Raw genomic sequence first — 21,400 nt, 5'->3', positions numbered from 1 at the left:
AGGCGCTTGAATCGAGAGGATAAGGCCGATCTGGTGGCCGAGCTGCACGAGAAGTTCGTTCAGGCGCAATTTGCCGTGGTCACTGACTACCGGGGCATGCCGGTGGCGGTGATGGAGCAGTTGCGCCGGCAGTTGCGGACCGCGGGAAGTGAGTATCGGGTGGCGAAGAACACCTTGCTGCGCCGGGCCATGCAGGGCACGAGCTACGAGGCCCTGCAGGGCACCCTGGAAGGAACGACGGCCGTGGCCGTCACCAACGGCGACCCGGTGGCCACTGCCAAGGTGGTGACCGACTTCAGCAAGGACAACCCGGCCTTCGTGGTGCGGGCGGGTGGCCTGGGTGGCAAGCTTTTGACCATCGAGGACGTCAAGGCCCTGGCCGCCCTCCCCGGGCGGGAGATCCTCCTGGCTATGCTGTTGGGGGCGATGCGGGCTGTGCCCTCGGGACTGGTCGGGGTGTTGGCCGGGGTACCGCGTCAGTTCCTGAATGTTCTGACCGCCATCAAGGACCAGAAAGAGCAGGCTGCCAACTGAGACGGCAGCAACCAACCTAGGAGGAAAGATTCCATGTCGATCACCAAGGAAGACGTTGTCAGCTTTATCGCCAACATGACGGTGCTGGAGCTCTCGCAGCTGGTCAAGGAGCTGGAGGAGAAGTTCGGAGTCACCGCGGCGGCGCCCATGGCCATGCCAATGATGGGCTTGCCGGGCGCGGGCGCAGCCGAGGCGGCGGCACCGGTGGAGGAGAAGACCGAGTTCGATGTGATCCTGACCGCGGCTGGTGACAAGAAGATTAACGTCATCAAGGAGATCCGCGCCATCACCAGCCTGGGTCTGAAGGAGGCCAAGGACCTCGTGGAGGGTGCCCCCCAGACCGTGAAGGAAGGGATTTCCAAGGCTGAAGCCGAGGACATCAAGAAAAAGATCGAGGCGGCCGGGGGCTCGGTGGAAATCAAGTAGATTGTGAGCCTGGCGGCGGGGGCGGACTGGGCACCACTGCCTGGGCCGGCCTCGCCGCTTGCCTGTTTTGGACCCCAAACAGTCTTTTCGTGCGGGCAGGGAGGCTGCGGCACTGCCCGTAGCGTCTTGTGTCCCCATTTCGCCGCCGCGCGGCAGGCATTTCTGACCAGAGGCGGTTGACGTTCTTCTCTGCACCCAGTCACTGGCCACCTGCTCGCGGTTGATGGTAGCTGCCGGCAGCGCAGCCCATGCCGCTGCCGCCAGACCACAAGGTCTGGCCATGCAGGCCAGCCCGCGGATGTCTTTCCCCGCGATCCACAGTTCCTCAGCCCTTTCGCACGGGGGCCTTGCCCGATGATCAAGCCCATCAGAGTCCGGAAGAACTTCGCCAAGACCATGCCCATCATGGAGCCGCCGCATCTCATCGAGATGCAGCGCACGTCCTTCGAGAGCTTCCTGCAGATGAAGGTGCCGCCGGAGGACCGAGAGAACAAGGGATTGGAGGCTGTATTCCGCAGCGTTTTTCCCATTAGTGATTTCAACGACGCCTGTTCTCTGGAGTATGTACGCTACGCCTTTGGTGAGCCCAAGTACTCGGTGGACGAGTGCATGCAGCGGGGCATGACCTACGAGGTGCCGGTGAAGATCACCGTTCGCCTGGTGGCCTACAACGTGGACGCGGAAACCGGTGTCAAGAGCATCCGGGACATCAAGGAGCAGGAGGTCTACCTGGGCAGCATCCCGCTCATGACCAAGACCGGGGTCTTCGTGATCAACGGCACGGAGCGGGTGATTGTCAGCCAGCTGCAGCGCTCCCCCGGCCTTTTCTTTTCGCACGACGCCGGCCGCACCCACTCCTCCGGCAAGCTCCTGTACTCGGCGCGGCTGATTCCGGTTCGGGGCTCTTGGATCGACTTCGAGTTCGACTCCAAGGACATCCTTTATGTGCGCATCGACCGGCGGCGCAAGTTTCCGGTCACCACCTTCCTGAAGGCACTGGGCTTTCGGGCGCACGAGCTGTTGCACCTCTATTACCAGACCGACACCATCCAGGCGGATGGAGAGCATCTCCGCAAGGTACTCCAGCCGGAGCGGCTGGTGGGCCAGAAGGCGCCCCAGGACCTGGTGCACCCCACCACCGGGGAAGTGATCGTCAAGAAGAACCGTAAGATCAGCCGCACCATGGCCGCCCGCCTTGCTGAGGCGGGAATCGATTCTGTCGAGGTGGATGCCGAAAGCCTGGTGGGCAAGATCGTGGCCACCGACCTTGCGCACCCGGTGTCCGGGGAGCGGATCGTCGGCTGCAACGAGCCCTTGACCGCCAACGGCCTCCAGGCCATCCGGGCGGCGGGTATCGCCAGTCTGGACCTCTTGTCGATCGATGGCATCCGGGTGTCCGATTCCTTCCAGCGTACCCTGGCCCTGGACCGGGCCAACACCCCGGAAGAGGCCCTGGTGGAGATCTATCGCCGCTTGCGGCCATCAAGCCCGCCCACCCTGGAGGTGGCCTCCACCTTTTTCAACAACCTGTTCTTCAATCCGGACACCTATGATCTGTCCGAGGTGGGCCGTTACAAACTGCGGGAAAAGCTGGGGCTTGACGTGCCCATCAGCCACCGCGTGCTGACCAGGGAAGACATCATTGAAGCGGTGCGGCAGCTGTTGCGTCTGAAGGACGAGCAGGGGCCCATCGACGATATCGACCACCTTGGCAACCGCCGGGTCCGCACGGTGGGCGAGCTGGTGGAGAACCAGTACCGGGTCGGACTGGTGCGCATGGAGCGTGCCATCAAGGAGCGTCTCAGCCTGCAAGAGGTGGAGGCTCTGATGCCCCATGACCTCATCAATCCCAAACCGGTTTCTTCGGCCATCAAGGAATTCTTCGGCACCAGCCAGCTATCCCAGTTCATGGACCAGACCAACCCGCTGTCGGAGGTCACCCACAAGCGCCGGCTGTCGGCGTTGGGGCCCGGCGGTCTGTCCAGGGAGCGGGCGGGATTCGAGGTCCGGGACGTTCATCCCACCCATTACGGCCGGATCTGTCCGGTGGAAACACCGGAAGGGCCCAACATCGGTCTGATCGTCTCCCTGGCCACTTATGCCCGGATCAATCCCTTCGGCTTCATTGAGACCCCCTACCAGTTGGTATCCGACCGCAAGGTCACCAGCGAAGTACGGTTCATGACCGCCACCGACGAGGCGGGGCACTCCATCGCCCCCGCCAAGGTCCGGACCGACAAGGCGGGGAAGATCATTGAGGAGACCTTGTTCTACCGGGTGGAGGGCGAAGTGACCATGGGCTCCGCCGAGAGCCTCAGCTGCAAGGACGTCTCGCCCAACCAGCTGGTCTCGGTGGCGGCATCCCTGGTGCCGTTCCTGGAAAACGACGATGCCAACCGCGCTCTTATGGGCTCCAACATGCAGCGCCAGGCAGTGCCACTGCTGGTTTCGTCAGCCCCCCTGGTGGGCACGGGGCTCGAGCTGACCGTGGCAAGGGATTCAGGGGTCTGCCTCCTGGCCGGCGGAGAAGGTGTGGTCGAGGAGTCGGACGCCAACCGGGTGGTGGTGCGCTACGACCAGCCCGGCACGGACGGCTTTTCCACGGGTGTTGCCGTCTACCGGCTGAACAAATACAAGAAGTCCAATCAGAACACTTGCTTCAATCAGATTCCTCGGGTGCTGCCCGGCACGTTGGTCAAGAAGGGAGACGTGTTGGCGGACGGGCCATCGTGCGAACGGGGGGAGCTTGCCCTGGGCCAGAACGTCACCGTCGCCTTCATGCCCTGGAACGGCTACAACTTCGAGGACTCCATACTCATCAGCGAGCGCCTGGTCCAAGACGATGTCTTCACGTCCATTCATATCGAGGAGTTTGACATCGTAGCCCGGGATACCAAGCTGGGGCGGGAAGAGATCACCCGCGACATCCCCAACGTCGGAGAGGAGGCCCTGCGCAATTTGGACGAATCCGGCATCGTCCGCATCGGTGCCGAGGTGCGTCCTGGCGACACCCTGGTGGGCAAGGTAACCCCCAAGGGTGAGACCCAGCTCTCCCCGGAGGAAAAGCTCCTGCGGGCCATCTTCGGCGAAAAGGCCGGAGACGTCAAAGACACCTCCCTGAGGGTGCCGCCAGGGGTGCAAGGCATCGTCATCGACACCAAGGTGTTTTCCCGCCGGGGCGTGGAGAAGGATGAGCGGGCCCAAGCCATTGAAGATGCCGAGGTGGCACGGCTGCGGCTGGACCAGGAAGACGAGGTGCGCTGCCTGCGCAAAGGGGTGCGCAACCGCCTGCAGCAGATCCTGATGGGTCGGACGTTGCGGGAAGACCTCCGGGATGGGGCGGGCAAGATCGTTCTGCGATCCGGCGCCGCGATCACCGCGACCGCGCTGACCGGGCTTTCCATCCAGGCCCTGCGGGATCTGGAATGGGATGGCCGGGATGAACAGGAGCAGGATCTGCAGAACCTCGTGGACCGGTACCACGAGCAGGTGCGGGGCGTGGAGGCCGAGTTTGAGGCCCGGATCGGCCGGTTGCGCAAAGGGGATGACCTGCCCCCCGGCGTGATCAAGATGGTCAAAGTCTACGTGGCCACCAAGCGCAAACTGGCGGTGGGCGACAAGATGGCTGGCCGCCATGGCAACAAGGGCGTCGTTTCCCGGGTGCTGCCGGTGGAGGACATGCCCTATTTTGAAGATGGAGCGCCCGTGGACCTTGTCTTGAATCCCCTGGGCGTGCCATCGCGCATGAACGTCGGTCAGGTGCTGGAGACCCATCTCGGCCTGGCCGCCCGGCAGCTGGGTCAGCAGTTGCAGCGCCTGGCCGAGGGCTTCCAGGCCAGTGCCGTGCGGCAGAAGCTGAAGGCCATTTACGCCCCGGCCGAATACCAGGCCCTGGGCGGCGACAAGTCTGACGAGGAGATCCTGGAGTTGTGCCAGGAGCTGGGGACTGGCCTCCACATGGCGAGTCCGGTGTTCGATGGTGCATCCGAGGATGAAATCCGGCGCCTTCTGGTGGAATCCGGCTCCTCGGAGATGGGCCAGGTGACCCTCTACGACGGTCTCACCGGCGAGCCCTTCGACAACAAGGTGACGGTGGGAGTGATGTACATGCTGAAGCTTCACCATTTGGTGGACGACAAGATCCATGCCCGATCCACCGGTCCGTACTCGCTCGTCACCCAACAGCCTCTGGGCGGCAAGGCCCAGTTCGGGGGCCAGCGGCTGGGCGAGATGGAGGTCTGGGCCATGGAGGCCTACGGCGCGGCTTATTCCTTGCAGGAGTTCCTCACCGTCAAGTCCGACGACGTGAGCGGCCGCACCAAGATGTACGAGAAGATCGTCAAAGGGAACAACTTCCTGGAATCCGGGCTGCCGGAGTCCTTCCACGTGCTGGTCAAGGAGCTGCAAGGGCTCTGTCTGGACGTGGATCTGGGAGACTAAGGGGGCAACCGTGGAAGATCTTTTCAGCTATTTTGCCAAGCCGAAGGCGCCGGTCTCGTACCGCCAGGTTCGTATTTCCATCGCCTCGCCGGAGAAGATCCGGGACTGGTCCCACGGCGAGGTCAAGAAGCCTGAGACCATCAACTACCGGACCTTCAAGCCGGAGCGGGATGGCCTGTTTTGCGCCAAGATCTTTGGGCCGGTCAAGGACTACGAGTGCAACTGCGGCAAGTACAAGCGCATGAAGCACCGGGGAGTGGTTTGCGAGAAGTGCGGGGTGGAGGTGATCCAGTCCAAGGTCCGGCGGGAACGCTTGGGCCACATTGAGCTGGCTGCCCCAGTGGCCCACATCTGGTTTCTGAAGAGCCTGCCCAGCAAGATCGGCTCCCTGCTGGACATGACCTTGAAGGAGCTGGAAAAGGTGCTCTATTTCGAGTCCTACGTGGTCACGGCGTCGGACAATCCGGCACTGGCAGTGGGCACGCTCCTCACCGAGGACAAGCTGCGGACCAGCCGGGAGGAGCTCGGGGCCACTTTCAAGATCAGTATTGGTGCCGCGGCCATCAAGGAGATGCTCATGTCGTTGGATCTGGACAGGCTCTCCGTCAGTCTGCGGGCTGAGATGAAGAAGACCAGCTCCGACACCAAGCTCAAGAAGCTGGGCAAGCGCTTGAAGGTGGTGGAGGCTTTCCGGGATTCAGGAAATCGGCCTGAGTGGATGATCCTGGAGGTCATCCCGGTGCTGCCGCCGGACTTGCGGCCCCTGGTGCCCCTGGAGGGCGGCCGCTTCGCCACGTCTGACCTCAACGATCTCTATCGTCGAGTCATCAACCGCAATAACCGGCTGAAGAGGCTCATCGAGCTGGACGCCCCGGATATCATCATCCGCAACGAGAAGCGGATGCTGCAAGAGGCGGTGGACGTTCTTTTTGACAATGGCCGCCGGGGTAAGGTGATCACCGGCCCCAACAAACGGCCGCTGAAGTCCCTGTCCGACATGCTCAAGGGCAAACAGGGCCGCTTCCGCCAGAACCTCCTGGGCAAGCGGGTGGATTACTCGGGACGAACCGTCATCGTGGTCGGTCCCCACCTGCGGCTCCATCAGTGCGGTCTGCCCAAGAAGATGGCCCTGGAGCTGTTCAAGCCTTTCATCTACAACCGCTTGGAACAGCGAGGCCTGGTCAATACCATCAAGAGCGCCCGCAAGCTGGTCGAAAAGGAGAGCTCCGAGGTGTGGGACGTGCTGGAGGAGGTGGTGCGGGAATATCCGGTGATCCTTAACCGCGCCCCCACCCTCCACCGTCTCGGCATGCAGGCCTTTGAGCCCCTGCTCATCGAGGGCAAGGCCATCCAGCTTCACCCGCTGGTCTGTATGGCCTTCAACGCCGACTTCGACGGCGACCAGATGGCCGTGCATGTGCCTCTGTCCGTGGAGGCGCAGGTGGAGGCGCGGGTGCTCATGATGAGCACCAACAACATTCTGTCTCCGGCCAATGGCGAGCCGGTGATCATCCCCACCCAGGACATCGTCCTCGGCATCTACTACCTGACGCGGGAGCGTGCCCTGGCCCGGGGCGAAGGCAAGGTATTCAGCTCCCGGGAAGAGGTGCGCATCGCCTATGATGGTGGCGCGGTCCACCTGCAGGCCCGGATCAAGGTGCGGATGAACGGCGAGCTGGTGGAGACCACGGTCGGCCGCGTGCTCCTGTCGGAGATCCTGCCGGAGGCGGTGCCCTTTACCGAGATCAACAAGGTGATGAAGAAGAAGGAGCTGGCGCGGCTCATCGATTATGCCTACCGCCATGCCGGCACCAAGGAGACGGTGATTCTCGCCGACCGGCTCAAGGACATCGGCTACGAGCACGCCACCCGGGCGGGCGTGTCCATCTCCATCAATGACATGATTATCCCGGTGAACAAGGAGGAGATCCTGGGCAAGGCCGAGACCGAGGTCCTGGATGTGGAGCGCCAGTATGCGGATGGCCTCATCACCTCCGGTGAGAAGTACAACAAGGTCGTGGACATCTGGTCCAAGGCCACCGATGAGGTGGCCAAGGAGATGATGACCGAGATGGCGGTGGACTTTGTCCGCAACCGCTCCAATGAGCTGGTGGAAACGCCGAGCTTCAACCCGATCTTTATCATGGCCGATTCCGGCGCCCGGGGCAGCAAGGATCAGATCCGGCAGCTGGCCGGGATGCGGGGACTCATGGCCAAGCCTTCCGGGGCGATCATCGAATCGCCCATCAAGGCCAACTTCCGGGAAGGTCTGTCGGTCCTGGAGTACTTCATCTCCACGCACGGCGCGCGCAAGGGTCTGGCAGACACCGCCCTCAAGACAGCCAACTCCGGCTACCTCACTCGGCGCCTGGTGGATGTGGCCCAGGACTCGACCATCATTGAGGATGACTGCGGCACCCTGAACGGCATCGTCATGGAGCCGCTCATTGAGGGAGGCGAGATCATCCAGCCGGTGGGGGATCGCATTCTGGGCCGGGTGGCCCTGGAGGATGTGGTCGATCCTTTCACCGGCAAGGTGTTGGTGCACACCAACGAGCAGATCACCGAGGACGCGGTACGGGCCATTGACGAGGCCGGCATCGATCGGATTCTCATCCGCTCGGTGTTGACCTGCCGCTCCAAGCGGGGGGTTTGCGTCAAGTGCTACGGCCGTGACCTGGGCCGCGGCCACATGGTGAACATCGGGGAGGCCATCGGCATCATCGCGGCCCAGTCCATCGGCGAGCCGGGGACCCAGCTGACCATGCGCACCTTCCACATCGGCGGCACGGCAAGCCGGCGGGTGGAGCAGGCCGAGGTGCGGACCCGACACGGCGGGGTCGTCAAGTACGTGAACATCCACTTTGTTCGCAACCTGCTGGGCAAGATGGTGGTCATGAACCGGAACGGCGAGATCTCGCTTCTCGGCCCCCACGGTCGGGAGCGGGAGCGTTATCCCCTCAACTACGGGGCACAGCTTCTGGTGGAAGACGGCAGCAGCGTCGAGCCCAACACCCTCCTGGCCGATTGGGACCCATACACCATCCCCATCGTCTGCGAGGTGGGAGGTCGGGTCAAGTACGGTGACGTGCTGGAAGGGGTCACCATGCAAGAGAAGGTCGACCCGGTCACCGGCAAGTCCAGCAAGGTGATCATCGAGGCTCGGGGCGCGGCTGCCGGCCAGCTCAACCCCCGCATCTCGCTGAAAGACGACGGCGGTCGCACGGTGCGGATTGCCGAGGGCATGCTCATGGCCCGTTATCCCCTGCCGGTGGGCGCTATCATCTCCGTGAACGAGGGCGAGCCGGTGGAGCCGGGCACGGTTATCGCCAAGATCCCCCGGGAGACCACCAAAACCAAGGATATCACCGGCGGTCTGCCCCGCGTGGCCGAACTCTTCGAGGTCCGCAAGCCCAAGGAGCACGCGGTCATTACCGATATCGACGGTCGGGTGAGCTTTGGCAAGGACGTCAAAGGCAAGAAGCGGGTGATCATCACGCCGGAGATCGGTGAGGCCCGGGAATACCTCATCCCCAAGGGCAAGCACGTCTCGGTCCATGAGGGCGACTACGTCAAGGCCGGTGAGGCGCTCATCGACGGCTCGCCGAACCCCATCGACATCCTTCGGGTTCTGGGGGTCAAGGAGCTGGCCAAATTCCTGGTCAACGGCATCCAGGAGGTCTACCGTTTGCAAGGCGTCAAGATCAACGACAAGCATATTGAGGTGATCGTGCGCCAGATGCTGCGTCGGGTCCAGATTACCCGGGTTGGGGACAGCGGCTTCATGCTCGGGGAGCAGGTGGAGTGGTGGCGCTTCGAGGAGGAGAACGAGACCATTCTCCAGGCAGGCGGCCGGCCCGCCGAGGCAGAGCCGCTCCTGCTGGGGGTTACCAAGGCCTCCCTCTCCACGGACAGCTTCATCTCCGCTGCCTCCTTCCAGGAGACCACCAAGGTGCTCACCAATGCCGCGGTGGCCGGCAAGATGGATACCCTGGAGGGGCTGAAGGAGAATGTGATCATGGGCCGTTTGATTCCTGCCGGTACCGGTGTCGAGCGCTACCGGATCGCCGAGGGGTGATGCCAGCAGCGGAATTTGCCTTGACAAGGCTGCTGGCTTCGAGTATTCATACCGCTTTCGCGAGCCCGGGATCGCTGGTGGCGACCGGCGGTCGCAAGGGCAAACCCAGTGCAGGAGTGTTGTACATGCCAACCATCAACCAGCTGGTCAGACACGGACGCCAGAAGATCGCCAACCGGACGACCACTCCGGCCCTCAAAGGCTCGCCGCAAAAGCGGGGGGTTTGCGTGCGCGTCTACACCACCACACCGAAGAAACCGAACTCGGCGCTCCGTAAGGTGGCCAGGGTTCGTCTCACCAATGGTATCGAGGTGACGTCTTACATCCCTGGCGTGGGCCACAACCTCCAGGAGCACTCGGTAGTTCTGATCCGCGGTGGCCGTGTCAAGGACCTGCCAGGTGTCCGCTACCACATCATCCGAGGCACCCTCGACTCCCTGGGCGTGGCTGACCGGCGTCAGGGGCGGTCCAAGTACGGTGCCAAACGGCCCAAGTAGCCTGGAGGTTTTTCGCCGATGTCCCGCAGAAAAGAAGTGGATCGTCGGGCCCTGGCGCCCGACCCCAAGTTCTCCAGCGTGTTGGTGTCCAAGTTCATCAATGGCCTCATGGAGCGGGGCAAGAAGAGCCTGGCTCAGCGCATCTTCTACGATGCCATGGAGGTGGTGGCAGCGAAGGTCAGCGACAACCCACCGCAGGCCGTATTTGAGAAGGCCATGGACCGAGTGAGACCGAAGATCGAGGTCAAATCGCGGCGGGTGGGCGGCGCCACTTACCAGGTGCCGGTGGAGGTGCGGGCCGAGCGCCGCAACGCCCTGGCCATTCGGTGGCTTATCGCCTTCGCCCAGAAGCGACCTGGCCAAAGGATGGCGGATCGGCTCGCCGGCGAGCTGATTGACGCCTACAACAACCGGGGCGCCGCAGTGAAGAAGCGGGAAGATACGCACAAGATGGCTGAGGCCAACAAGGCCTTCGCGCATTACCGCTGGTAGCATGTTCGCCCAAGGTTTTTGGGTCGACGATCGTCGTGGCAGCCCGATTTCCGCTGGAGCGTGTCCGCAATATCGGCATCATGGCGCACATCGATGCCGGCAAGACCACAACCACTGAACGGATTCTTTTTTACACCGGCAAGTCCCACAAGCTGGGCGAAGTCCACGATGGCACTGCCATCATGGACTGGATGGAGCAGGAGCAGGAACGGGGCATCACGATCACCTCGGCGGCGACGACGTGTTTCTGGCACGAGCACTGTATCAATATTATTGACACCCCAGGGCATGTCGACTTCACCATCGAGGTGGAGCGCAGCCTGCGGGTCCTGGACGGCGCGGTTGCTGTTTTTTGCGCTGTCGGCGGGGTAGAGCCCCAATCCGAGACGGTCTGGCACCAGGCTGACCATTATCGGATCCCGCGTATCGCCTTCGTCAACAAGATGGACCGGGTGGGCGCCGACTTCAGGCGCTGCCTGGCGATGATGCGGGAGAAGCTGAATGCCAATCCGCTGCCCTTGCAGCTGCCGGTTGGCCAGGAGGACTCGTTTCAGGGCGTCATCGACCTGATCAACGAACGGTTCCTTCTCTTCGACGAGGAATCCCAGGGGGCTCGGGTGCTCGAGCTGCCGATTCCCGTTGCGCTTCAAGAGCAGTCCTCGGCCGCGCGCATGGCCCTCCTCGAGAATCTGGCCGACTTCGATGAGGAGGTCATGGACAAGTATCTCCTTGAGCAGCCGCTCACCGGTCCGGAGATCATCCGGGCAATCCGCGGCGCCACCCTGGCTTCGAAGGTGGTGCCGGTGCTGTGCGGCAGTGCCTTCAAGAATCGGGGAGTGCAGCCCCTGTTGGATGCGGTGGTGGATTTCTTACCTTCTCCTCTGGATGTGCCACCTGTGGAGGGGGAGAACGACGCCGGGGCACTGGAAATACGCCGTCCCCGGGACGACGAGGCCTTTTGTTCTTTGGCATTCAAGTTGATGTCAGATCCCTTTGTCGGGAATCTGAGCTATCTTCGGATCTATTCCGGCGTGCTGCGGACCGGGAGCCGGGTCTACAACAGCGCCAAGCGCAAGACCGAAAAGATCGGCAAGATTATGCGCATGCACGCCAACAAGCGAGAGGAGATTGATCTTGCGGCCACTGGCGACATCGTGGCTGTGGTGGGTTTGCGCTTCACCACCACCGGCGATACCTTGACCAGCGCCGAGGCCCCCTTGCGGCTGGAGAGTCTGGCGGTGCCGGAGCCGGTGATCAGCCGGGCTATCGAGCCCCGGAGCAAGGCGGAAGAAGAGCGATTGGGACAAGCCCTGGCCAAGATAGCCTTGGAAGACCCGTCGTTCCATATCGCCACCAACCCGGACACCGGCCAGACCCTCATATCAGGAATGGGCGAGCTGCACCTGGAGATCATTCTGGATCGGCTGGTCCGGGAGTTCAAGGTTGCCGGCAACGTTGGGCGGCCGCAGGTCACCTACAAGGAAACGATCAGGCGGACCGTGCGCGCCGAAGGACGGTTTATGCAGCAGACCGGCGGCCGCAGTCAGTACGGCCATGTCTGGCTGGAGCTCTCGCCCCGGGCGCGCGGCGAGGGGGTGTCCTTTGCCAGCCAAGTGGGGCCGGAGGTGATTCCCGCGCAGTTTCTGCCGGCCATCGAGCGGGGGGTGCGCGCTGGCCTCGACAACGGTCCGCTGACAGGCTACCCGCTGGTGGACATGGCGGTAACTCTGGTGGATGGCAGCAGCCACGACACCGATGCTACCGATATGGCGTTTGGGGTGGCGGCGGCTAACGCTCTGCGCCAGGGCGCCCAGGACGCGGGGCCGGTCTTGCTGGAGCCTGTCATGCATCTGGAGGTGCTGGTGCCCGAGGAGTTCGTCGGTGAGGCGATCAGCGACCTCAACGGCCGCCGAGGGAGGATCGTGGGTATGGAATCGCGAGGGGCGCTGCAGGTAGTCAAGTCAGAGGTGCCCCTGGCGGAGATGTTTGGCTACAGCACGGACATTCGCTCTGCCACCCAGGGCCGAGCGACGTTTTCCATGCAGTTTGCCCGTTACGGTGAAGTGCCGGAGCACTTGGCACGCGCGATCGTTGAACGGATCCGGGGTGGATATTGAAGAAGGGGACGAAACAACGGTCGGACCTGGATGCCACGGTAGCCGTGACGCCGGCCAACAAGAATGACGGGGTGAACAGGAGCCTGGACCCAGGGCGGAAGGAGTGAAGCGATGGCGAAGCAGAAGTTCGAGCGCAAGAAGCCGCACGTGAACGTGGGGACGATTGGCCACATTGACCACGGCAAGACGACGCTGACGGCGGCGATCACCAAGGTTCTGGCGAGCAAGGGGCTGGCGCAGTTCATGGCCTTTGACCAGATCGACAAGGCGCCGGAGGAGAAGGAGCGGGGCATCACCATTGCGACCGCCCACGTGGAGTATGAGACCGCCGCCCGGCACTATGCACACGTCGATTGCCCGGGCCATGCTGACTACATCAAGAACATGATCACCGGGGCAGCGCAGATGGACGGGGCGATTCTGGTGGTCGGGGCGGACGACGGCCCGATGCCGCAGACCCGCGAGCACATTTTGCTGGCGCGTCAGGTGGGGGTGCCGGCGATCGTGGTGTTCTTGAACAAGTGTGACATGGTGGATGATCCGGAGCTCATTGAGCTGGTGGACATGGAGCTGCGGGAGCTGTTGACCAAGTATGACTTTCCCGGCGATGACACGCCGATCATCCGGGGCAGCGCGTTGAAGGCCCTGGAGAGCCCCGACGATCCCGAGGCGACGAAGTGCATCTGGGAGCTGATGGAGGCGGTGGACAAGCACGTGCCGCAGCCGGTGCGTGACGTGGACAAGCCGTACCTGATGCCCATCGAGGATGTGTTTTCCATTTCCGGCCGGGGAACGGTGGTGACGGGCCGGATCGAGCGCGGGGTGGTCAAGGTGGGCGACGAGGTGGAGATTGTGGGCATCCGGCCGACGGTGAAGACGACGGTGACCGGGGTGGAGATGTTCCGCAAGATTCTGGACCAGGGCCAGGCAGGCGACAACGTCGGCGTGCTGCTGCGGGGCACGAAGCGGGACGAGGTGGAGCGGGGGCAGGTGCTGGCCAAGCCGGGGAGCATCACGCCGCACACCAAGTTCAAGGCGGAGTGCTACATCCTGGCCAAGGAGGAGGGCGGGCGGCATACGCCGTTTTTCACCGGGTATCGTCCGCAGTTTTACTTCCGGACCACGGACGTGACGGGAGTGGTGACCCTGCCGGAGGGAGTGGAGATGGTGATGCCGGGGGACAATGTATCGATCCAGGCGTCGCTCATCACGCCCATCGCCATGGAGAAGGAGCTGCGGTTTGCCATCCGTGAGGGTGGCCGCACCGTTGGCGCCGGCGTCATCAGCGAGATCATTGAATAAGCCGGGGAACCTCTCAAGATGATACCGACACAGAAGATCCGGATTCGGCTCAAGGCATACGACCACAAGCTCTTGGATCAGGCGACCGGCGAGATCGTCGAGACCGCCCGTCGGACCGGGGCCACGGTGGCCGGGCCGATTCCGTTGCCGACCAGCATCAACAAGTACTGCGTCCTGCGCTCGCCCCACATCGACAAGAAGTCCCGGGAGCAGTTCGAGATGCGTACCCATCGCCGCCTTCTGGACATTCTTGAGCCGACCCAGCAGACCATTGACGCGCTGGGGAAGCTGGAGCTGTCGGCAGGGGTCGATGTGGAGATCAAGCTCTAGGCTGCGGATGCGGGCTGAATTCCTGAGGAGGCAGCCCCAGGGAGGGACGATCATGCCGAAGACCATGGGATTGATGGGCAGGAAGGTGGGGATGACCCGAGTCTTTGCCGAGGACGGTCGGGCCATCTCCGTAACCCTCATCGAAGCTGGGCCTTGCGTCGTGCTCCAGAAAAAGACCGAGGCCAAGGAAGGGTACGGTGCTGTTCAGCTGGGCTTCGCGCCTCAGAAGGAGTCCCGGCTTACCAGCCCGGTGCGAGGCCATCTGGCGGCTGCCGGCAAGGGCGGCTTCCGTTTCATCCGGGAGTTTCGGGCTAAGGATCCGGAGGCCTATGAGGTTGGCCAGGACATTCGGGTGGAGCAGGTGTTTCGGGTCGGCGACTTGGTTGATGTGCGGGCCCGGAGCAAGGGCAAGGGATTCCAGGGGGTGGTCAAGCGACACGGCTTCAAGGGTGGTCGCGCCACCCACGGCTCCATGTTCCACCGGGCGCCGGGCTCGATTGGCCAGAGCTCCTTTCCGTCCCGGGTGATCAAGGGCAAGAAGCTGCCGGGGCAGATGGGCGATACCTTGACCATGAAGAAAAATCTGACCGTGGTCGATCTGCGGCCGGAGGACAATATCCTGGTGGTGAAGGGCTCAGTGCCCGGGCCTCCCAACGCTTTGGTGCAGATCTACAGCAAGTAGTCGGCAGGGCGCCGGGTTGCGAAGACAGGCGGCGGACGCCGACAGGAGCCACGACATGGCACGAGTGACGGTATACAACGTCAACAAGGAGAAGGTCGGAGAGGTGGACCTCAACGACGGCGTCTTCGCGACCGAGGTCAAGCCTCACGTCATCCACGCCGTAGTGCGGATGCAGCTCGCCAACCGGCGGGCTGGCAATGCCTGCACGAAGACGAAGGCGCTGGTCTCGGGTGGCGGCAAGAAGCCGTGGCGACAGAAGGGCACCGGCCGGGCGCGCTCCGGCTCCACCCGTTCACCGCTGTGGCGCAAGGGGGGGACAATGTTCGGGCCCCAACCCCGGGATTACAGCTACCAGCTGCCCAAGAAGGTGCGGCGCCTGGCCCTGCGTATGGCCTTGTCGGCACGGTTGGCTGAGGAGAACCTCCTGGTTCTGGACGCCATGACGCTGCCGGAGATCAAGACCAAGCGACTGGTGGCGATCATGAACGGTCTTGAGGCAGGCAGCGCCTTGGTGGTGGTGCCGGACCGGGATGAGCGTCTGGAGAAGTCGGCTCGCAACGTGCCGGGCGTGAAGGTGATGCCCACGGCGGGACTCAACGTGTATGATGTCATGCACTACCCCAGACTGATTATCACCCAGCCGTGTATCCCCCTACTGGAAGAGAGGTTGGCGCCATGAGGGATCGTTACGAAGTCATTCGGCGGCCGTGCATCACCGAGAAGGCGACCGCCGGTCAGGAGGCCAACAACCAGGTCACGATGCGGGTGGCGCGGCAGGCCAACAAGTTGGAGATCAAGGCCGCTGTGGAGCAGCTGTTCAAGGTCCAAGTGACCAGAGTGCGGACCAGCAACATGCCCAGCAAGCAGAAAAGGGTGGGGCGCTCCGTTGGCACGACTTCCCCGTGGAAGAAGGCGGTGGTCACGCTGGCGCCGGGCAGCAAGATTGATTTCCTTGAGGGCCTGTGAGCCCCAACAGGAGCACGTGGTTCGCGAGGGACGCGATGGCAATCAAGACATACAAACCGACGTCACCGGGAAAAAGAGGCCACATTTCGGTCACCACTCCGGAGCTGACGAAAAAGCGACCGGAAAAGGGACTGGTGGAGCCGCTCAACAAGAGCGGTGGTCGCAACAGCTACGGCCGGGTCACCGCCCGCCACATCGGTGGCGGCCACAAGCGTCAGTATCGGGTGGTGGATTTCAAGCGTGCCAAGGAGAACGTGCCGGCCCGGGTCGAGGCCATCGAATACGACCCCAATCGGTCCGCCAACTTGGCATTGCTGGTCTACCGGGACGGTGCACGTTCGTATATTTTGGCTCCGCAGGGCCTGAAGGTTGGCGACCGGGTGGAGACGGGGCCGACGGTGGACATCCAGCCGGGCAACTGCCTGCCCATGGCCAACATGCCTTTGGGCTCTGTCATCCATAACATTGAGATGCGGATCGGCAAGGGAGCCCAACTGGTGCGCAGTGCCGGCACGGCAGCCCAGCTTATGGCCAAGGAGGGAGACCATGTCCTGGTGCGACTCCCCTCCGGCGAGGTGCGGCGCTTCCATGGTCGCTGCCGAGCCTGTATCGGTCAAGTGGGCAACGCCGAGCACGAGAGTGCCAAGCTGGGCAAGGCCGGCCGTTCCCGCTGGCTGGGCAAGAGGCCCTCGGTGCGCGGTGTTGCCATGAACCCCATCGACCATCCCATGGGCGGTGGTGAGGGCAAGAGCTCCGGTGGGCGTCACCCCTGTTCCCCATGGGGCATGCCCGCCAAGGGCTATCGGACCCGCGGCAGCAAGCCGTCGGACAAGGATATCGTCAAGCCGCGCCGTTAGGCGGCGTCGACCGGAGGCTACTGACCGGCTGCCCTGGGCTTTAAAGCCTGGGCTGTCAGCTGGCTGGCTTGGGGAGAGGAAGCTGTGCCACGTTCAGTGAAGAAGGGCCCCTTTGTTGACGATCACGTGATCAAGAAGACCTTGCAGGCAGTGGAGACCGGCTCGCGCAAGGTGATCAAGACCTGGTCGCGGCGGTCCGCGGTGGTGCCGGAAATGGTCGGCCTGACCTTCGCGGTCCACAACGGCAAGAAGTTTATCCCGGTATTCGTGACCGAAAATATGGTTGGTCACAAGCTGGGCGAGTTCGCACCGACCCGCACCTTCTACGGCCACGCCGGCGACAAGAAGGGCAAGAAGTAGGGCCGTTCAGGAGGAGTGAGGGCGATGGAAGCCAAGGCGATAGCACGCTATATGCGGATTTCGGCCCAGAAAGCCAGACTGGTTGCCGACCTGGTCCGGGGGCAAGGGGTGGAAAAGGCCATTAACACCTTGCGGTTCTCCCCCAAGAAGGGGGCGCGCATCCTGCGCCGAGTGATCGACTCGGCAGTGGCCAATGCATCCCAGAATCCGGCCATCGATGTCGATACTCTGTACGTCAAGGCCGTGTTCGTGGACGGCGGGCCGATGCTCAAGAGGATTCGACCCGCGACCATGGGCCGCGCCAACCGGATCCTGAAGCGGACCAGCCACATCACGGTGGTGCTGGACGAACGCTAACGGTTTCCGAGACCGGGCGCCAGATGGCGTCCCCCCAAGGAGGAGCACGTTGGGCCAGAAAGTCAATCCGATCGGTTTGCGGCTGAATGTCATCAGGACCTGGGACTCGGTGTGGTATGCCGAGAAGGACTATGCTGCCTCCCTGCGCGAGGACCAGTCCATCCGCAAGTTCCTCAAGAAGCGGATGTACCACGCGGGCATTTCCCGGACCATTATCGAGCGTACAGGGGACCGGATCCGCATCCGGCTGCGCACGGCGCGCCCGGGTATCGTCATCGGCAAGAAGGGGGCCGAGATCGAGGCCATCAAGAAGGATCTGGATCGGCTTACCGGCAAGCACTGCCTCCTTGACATCCAGGAGGTGCGCCGGCCCGAGGTGGAGGCGCAGCTGGTGGCCGAGAACGTTGCCCAGCAGCTGGAGCGCCGGATCGCCTTTCGTCGCGCCATGAAGAAGGCGGTGAACACCGCCTTGAAGTTTGGAGCCAAGGGGATTAAAATCGCCTGTTCCGGCCGGCTGGGCGGGGCCGAGATGGCCCGGCGGGAGTGGGCACGGGAAGGGGCTGTGCCTCTGCACACCCTGAGGGCCGACGTGGATTATGGGCTGGCCGAAGCCAGGACCACTTACGGGGTGATCGGCGTCAAGGTTTGGATCTTCCGAGGCGAGATTCTGCCCGGCGAGGAGATGGCCTCCTGACGACGGAGAGCTCCGCGAACAAGGGAGTGTGTCATGCTGAGCCCGAAGAAAGTGAAGCACCGCAAACGGATGAAAGGCCGGACCACCGGCAGCGCCCAGCGGGGGGCTGGTCTGGCCTTTGGGGAGTTTGGCCTCAAAGCCATGGAGTGTGGCCGCCTCACCTCGCAGCAGATTGAGGCGGCCCGTATCGCCATCAATCGCTGTGTACGCCGTGGAGCCCAGGTTTGGATCCGGATCTTTCCGGACAAGCCTTATACCAAGAAGCCGGCGGAGACACGGATGGGCAAGGGCAAGGGCGCTCCGGAGGGCTGGGAGGCGCCGGTGCAACCTGGTCGGATCCTCTATGAGATGGCCGGCGTGGAGGAGGCCATGGCGGTGCAAGCCCTGACCCTCGCTGCGGCCAAGCTGCCCATCCCCACCAAGGTGGTGGCGAGGAGCACCATGCTATGAAGATCAAGGAAATCCGCGAGATGAGCCCTGAGGCCTTGGCCAAAAGGGAGGGAGAGCTGGCGGAGGAGCTGTTCAAGCTGCGCTTCCAGCACGCCATCCGCCAGCTGGAGAATACCGCCCGCATCCGTCAGGTGAAGAAGGCGATCGCCAGGATCAAGACGGTTCAGACCGAACGGACACGGAAGCTGAGCACATGAGCGAAGAGCGTAAGACGCGGAAGACGCGCACCGGGGTTGTCGTGAGCAACAAAATGGACCAGTCGGTGGTGGTGCAGATCGAGCGGATGGTGCCGCACCCGCTGTACGGGAAGTTCATCCGCCGCCGGGTCAAGTACATGGCCCACGATGACGGCAACGCTTGCAGCATCGGCGACCGGGTTCTGATTGAGGAATGCCGGCCGTTGTCCCGGCGTAAGCGTTGGCGGGTACGGGCCATTGTGCAAAAGGCCCTCTAGAACGGATCACCTCTGGCCCTGGCCACGCTTCGGGCCGGCATGGGGCCGCCGATAGCCAGGATGACGGCGGCCATTGGGAGATTGTCATGATCCAAACCGAGACAAGGCTGACCGTGGCAGACAACTCGGGTGCCAAGCAGGTGTCGTGCATCCGTGTGCTTGGCGGTACTCGTCGGCGCTATGCCCGGGTGGGGGATGTCATCATCGTTTCCGTCAAGGAGGCGGTTCCCCATGCCAAGGTGAAGAAGGGTGATGTCATGCGGGCGGTCATCGTCCGTACGATCAAGGAGATCCGGCGGGAGGATGACACCACCGTACGGTTTGACGAGAACTCGGCGGTCCTCATCAACCCCGCCGGGGATCCGGTAGGCACGCGTATCTTCGGTCCGGTGGCCCGGGAATTGCGGGCGAAGGGGTTCATGAAGATCATCTCGCTGGCCCCTGAGGTGCTGTGACAGCAAGGAGTCGTACAGACATGGCGCAGGGTTCGAACTATCTCAAGGTCAATGATCAGGTGGAAGTGATCGCCGGTCGGGACAAGGGCTCGGTGGGCAAAGTGGTCAAAGTCCACCGGGAGCGGCAGCGGGTGACTGTGGAGAAGGTGAACATGGTCAAGCGGCACCTCCGTCCCAATCCGCAGAACCAGCAAGGTGGCATCATCAGCCGGGAGGCGCCGATTCACGTCTCCAATCTCATGATCGTCTGCCCCAAGTGCACGAAGACGGTACGGATCGGCCACCAGCTGCTGGACGACGGCAGCAAGGTGCGGGTGTGCAGGAAGTGCGGGGAGTCGGTCGAGCGCAAGGCGTAAGGCATTGAGGATTGGCGCGGGAGGCGTTCCATGGCAGGACTGAAAGAATTTTATCAGCGGGAGGGTGTGGCCCGGCTGATGCAGCAGTTTCAGTACACGAATCCTATGCAGGCCCCACGCCTGGTGAAGATTGTGTTGAACATGGGCCTGGGGGAGGCGGTACAAAACCCCAAGATCATCGATTCCGCCTCACAGGAGTTGACTCGGATCGCCGGCCAGAAGGCGGTGGTGCGCAGAGCCAAGAAGTCCATTGCCGGCTTCAAGCTGCGCAAGGGCGTGCCCATCGGCTGTTCCGTGACTCTGCGTCGGGACAAGATGTACGACTTTCTGGCCAAGCTGGTGCACGTCAGCCTGCCGCGGGTGCGGGACTTCCGCGGGGTATCTGCCAGGGGTTTTGATGGGCAGGGCAACTTCGCCATGGGCATCCGGGAGCACATCGTCTTCCCCGAGATCGATTACGACAAGATCGATAAGATCAAGGGGCTCAACGTCTGCATCGTCACCACAGCCAAGACCGACGAAGAGTGCCGGTATCTGCTCAAGATGCTGGGTATGCCTTTCCGGGAGTAGGCGGTCTGATCAGGAGGAGCGAGCGTGGCCAAGAAATCGTTGATCGCCAAGTCAGCCCGACCCCAGAAGTTCCAAGTGCGGGCTTACAACCGATGCCCTTTATGCGGTCGGCCCCGGGCCTTTCTGCGCAAGTTCGGGATGTGCCGGATCTGCTTCCGCAACTTGGCCTCCCGTGGTGAGATCACCGGGGTCACCAAATCCAGCTGGTAAGCAGCCAAGGTCGCGGCCAAGAGGTTTGACCGGTCTTATTGTGCTGCCCATGTTTCGAAGGAGTCAGGCGTCATGTCCATGAGCGATCCCCTCGCTGATCTTCTGACCCGTATCCGGAACGCCGGTCAGGCGCGGATGGAACGGGTTGATGTGCCCCATTCCAACCTCAAGGAGGATGTGGTTCGTATCCTCAAGGGGGAAGGCTACATCCGTGGCTACCAGACGGTTTCGGAAGGGGGGGGCAGATTGTTGCGGGTGGAGCTGCAGCCCGCTTCGGCCAGAAGTCGTCGGCCGGCAATCACGGGGCTGCGACGGGTCAGCACCCCGGGGCGGCGGGTTTACGTGCGGCAGAGCGAGATCCCCCGGGTCATGAGTGGGCTGGGTGTGGCCATCATCTCCACCTCCAAGGGTGTGGTTTCCGATCAGACAGCCCGGGCCCTGGGGGTGGGCGGCGAGCTGCTCTGCGAAGTCTGGTAAGGCGCCGCCAGAGCCACGGGGCGCATCAGGAGGTCAGAGCATGTCACGGATTGGCAAGAAAACGATCACCCTGCCCAAGGGTGTGCAAGTGCAGGCGCAGGGGCTGGAGGTGAGCGTCACCGGGCCGAAAGGCAGCCTGTCGCGGCGGCTGCCGGCCGGAGTCTCGGTGATTCTGGACAATGGCGCCGTGCGCCTGGAAACCGGGGATGATGGTCGCAGCGGCAGGGCGATCTGGGGATTGGCGCGCACCCTCGTGAACAACATGGTGGTCGGGGTGAGCACAGGCTTTCGACGCC

The 21,400-nt window shown here is 62.9% G+C and carries 25 protein-coding genes; all 25 read left to right on the top strand.

What is annotated here, in order from left to right:
- Positions 1 to 6 precede the first annotated feature (6 nt).
- The gene (gene rplJ, locus AB1634_08670) at positions 7 to 534 is read left to right on the top strand and encodes a 50S ribosomal protein L10 (GenBank protein MEW6219595.1); all 528 of its coding nucleotides are present in this window, start codon (positions 7 to 9) and stop codon (positions 532 to 534) included.
- A 33-nt stretch (positions 535 to 567) separates the two neighbouring features.
- Positions 568 to 960: a 50S ribosomal protein L7/L12 gene (rplL, locus tag AB1634_08665; protein MEW6219594.1), complete on the top strand. Its 393-nt coding sequence runs from the start codon at positions 568 to 570 to the stop codon at positions 958 to 960.
- Positions 961 to 1,314: 354 nt separating this feature from the next.
- Positions 1,315 to 5,400, top strand: coding sequence for a DNA-directed RNA polymerase subunit beta (gene rpoB, locus AB1634_08660; protein MEW6219593.1), 4,086 nt, complete (start codon positions 1,315 to 1,317; stop codon positions 5,398 to 5,400).
- 10 nt (positions 5,401 to 5,410) lie between these two features.
- Entirely contained in the window at positions 5,411 to 9,478 is a 4,068-nt protein-coding gene (rpoC, locus tag AB1634_08655; GenBank protein MEW6219592.1) for a DNA-directed RNA polymerase subunit beta', read from the top strand.
- A 125-nt stretch (positions 9,479 to 9,603) separates the two neighbouring features.
- A complete protein-coding gene (rpsL, locus tag AB1634_08650) occupies positions 9,604 to 9,975 on the top strand; it encodes a 30S ribosomal protein S12 (GenBank protein ID MEW6219591.1) in 372 nt (123 codons plus the stop codon).
- Positions 9,976 to 9,993: 18 nt separating this feature from the next.
- Positions 9,994 to 10,467 carry a 30S ribosomal protein S7 gene (rpsG, locus tag AB1634_08645; protein MEW6219590.1) on the top strand — a complete coding sequence of 158 codons (474 nt, stop codon included), beginning with the start codon at positions 9,994 to 9,996 and terminating at the stop codon, positions 10,465 to 10,467.
- Positions 10,468 to 10,502: 35 nt separating this feature from the next.
- Positions 10,503 to 12,584, top strand: coding sequence for an elongation factor G (gene fusA, locus AB1634_08640; GenBank protein ID MEW6219589.1), 2,082 nt, complete (start codon positions 10,503 to 10,505; stop codon positions 12,582 to 12,584).
- Between the two features lie 111 nt (positions 12,585 to 12,695).
- Positions 12,696 to 13,886 (top strand): elongation factor Tu, encoded by a 1,191-nt coding sequence (gene tuf / locus AB1634_08635; GenBank protein MEW6219588.1) that lies wholly within the window; start codon positions 12,696 to 12,698, stop codon positions 13,884 to 13,886.
- A 21-nt stretch (positions 13,887 to 13,907) separates the two neighbouring features.
- On the top strand, positions 13,908 to 14,216 hold the full coding sequence (gene rpsJ, locus AB1634_08630; protein MEW6219587.1) for a 30S ribosomal protein S10: 309 nt from the start codon (positions 13,908 to 13,910) through the stop codon (positions 14,214 to 14,216).
- Between the two features lie 52 nt (positions 14,217 to 14,268).
- Positions 14,269 to 14,898 (top strand): 50S ribosomal protein L3, encoded by a 630-nt coding sequence (gene rplC, locus AB1634_08625; protein MEW6219586.1) that lies wholly within the window; start codon positions 14,269 to 14,271, stop codon positions 14,896 to 14,898.
- A 55-nt stretch (positions 14,899 to 14,953) separates the two neighbouring features.
- On the top strand, positions 14,954 to 15,577 hold the full coding sequence (rplD, locus tag AB1634_08620; GenBank protein MEW6219585.1) for a 50S ribosomal protein L4: 624 nt from the start codon (positions 14,954 to 14,956) through the stop codon (positions 15,575 to 15,577).
- Positions 15,574 to 15,864, top strand: a complete 291-nt coding sequence (locus tag AB1634_08615; GenBank protein MEW6219584.1) for a 50S ribosomal protein L23 — start codon at positions 15,574 to 15,576, stop codon at positions 15,862 to 15,864. The genes rplD and AB1634_08615 overlap by 4 nt, the downstream gene beginning before the upstream one ends.
- Positions 15,865 to 15,899: 35 nt before the next feature.
- Positions 15,900 to 16,721: a 50S ribosomal protein L2 gene (rplB, locus tag AB1634_08610; protein ID MEW6219583.1), complete on the top strand. Its 822-nt coding sequence runs from the start codon at positions 15,900 to 15,902 to the stop codon at positions 16,719 to 16,721.
- Positions 16,722 to 16,805: 84 nt separating this feature from the next.
- The gene (gene rpsS, locus AB1634_08605; protein MEW6219582.1) at positions 16,806 to 17,081 is read left to right on the top strand and encodes a 30S ribosomal protein S19; all 276 of its coding nucleotides are present in this window, start codon (positions 16,806 to 16,808) and stop codon (positions 17,079 to 17,081) included.
- Positions 17,082 to 17,105: 24 nt separating this feature from the next.
- Positions 17,106 to 17,438, top strand: coding sequence for a 50S ribosomal protein L22 (gene rplV / locus AB1634_08600; GenBank protein MEW6219581.1), 333 nt, complete (start codon positions 17,106 to 17,108; stop codon positions 17,436 to 17,438).
- Positions 17,439 to 17,487: 49 nt separating this feature from the next.
- Complete coding sequence (rpsC, locus tag AB1634_08595) at positions 17,488 to 18,132, top strand: 30S ribosomal protein S3 (protein MEW6219580.1); 645 nt, start codon at positions 17,488 to 17,490, stop codon at positions 18,130 to 18,132.
- Between the two features lie 33 nt (positions 18,133 to 18,165).
- Positions 18,166 to 18,582 (top strand): 50S ribosomal protein L16, encoded by a 417-nt coding sequence (rplP, locus tag AB1634_08590; GenBank protein MEW6219579.1) that lies wholly within the window; start codon positions 18,166 to 18,168, stop codon positions 18,580 to 18,582.
- A complete protein-coding gene (rpmC, locus tag AB1634_08585) occupies positions 18,579 to 18,779 on the top strand; it encodes a 50S ribosomal protein L29 (protein MEW6219578.1) in 201 nt (66 codons plus the stop codon). Before rplP ends, rpmC begins: the two co-directional genes overlap by 4 nt.
- On the top strand, positions 18,776 to 19,036 hold the full coding sequence (rpsQ, locus tag AB1634_08580) for a 30S ribosomal protein S17 (GenBank protein MEW6219577.1): 261 nt from the start codon (positions 18,776 to 18,778) through the stop codon (positions 19,034 to 19,036). The genes rpmC and rpsQ overlap by 4 nt, the downstream gene beginning before the upstream one ends.
- Positions 19,037 to 19,122: 86 nt before the next feature.
- Positions 19,123 to 19,491: a 50S ribosomal protein L14 gene (gene rplN / locus AB1634_08575; protein MEW6219576.1), complete on the top strand. Its 369-nt coding sequence runs from the start codon at positions 19,123 to 19,125 to the stop codon at positions 19,489 to 19,491.
- Positions 19,492 to 19,511: 20 nt separating this feature from the next.
- Positions 19,512 to 19,847 carry a 50S ribosomal protein L24 gene (gene rplX / locus AB1634_08570; GenBank protein MEW6219575.1) on the top strand — a complete coding sequence of 112 codons (336 nt, stop codon included), beginning with the start codon at positions 19,512 to 19,514 and terminating at the stop codon, positions 19,845 to 19,847.
- A 30-nt stretch (positions 19,848 to 19,877) separates the two neighbouring features.
- Complete coding sequence (gene rplE, locus AB1634_08565; protein ID MEW6219574.1) at positions 19,878 to 20,417, top strand: 50S ribosomal protein L5; 540 nt, start codon at positions 19,878 to 19,880, stop codon at positions 20,415 to 20,417.
- A gap of 24 nt (positions 20,418 to 20,441) precedes the next feature.
- Complete coding sequence (locus tag AB1634_08560) at positions 20,442 to 20,627, top strand: type Z 30S ribosomal protein S14 (protein ID MEW6219573.1); 186 nt, start codon at positions 20,442 to 20,444, stop codon at positions 20,625 to 20,627.
- 72 nt (positions 20,628 to 20,699) lie between these two features.
- On the top strand, positions 20,700 to 21,104 hold the full coding sequence (gene rpsH, locus AB1634_08555; GenBank protein MEW6219572.1) for a 30S ribosomal protein S8: 405 nt from the start codon (positions 20,700 to 20,702) through the stop codon (positions 21,102 to 21,104).
- 40 nt (positions 21,105 to 21,144) lie between these two features.
- Positions 21,145 to 21,400 (top strand): 50S ribosomal protein L6 (gene rplF, locus AB1634_08550; protein ID MEW6219571.1); only part of this gene is annotated, 256 nt, incomplete at its 3' end.

Source organism: Thermodesulfobacteriota bacterium, assembly GCA_040755095.1.
Taxonomy (GTDB): domain Bacteria; phylum Desulfobacterota; class Desulfobulbia; order Desulfobulbales; family JBFMBH01; genus JBFMBH01.
The sequence above is the reverse complement of the archived record's forward strand: the minus strand, read 5'-3'. Positions and strand labels throughout refer to the sequence as shown.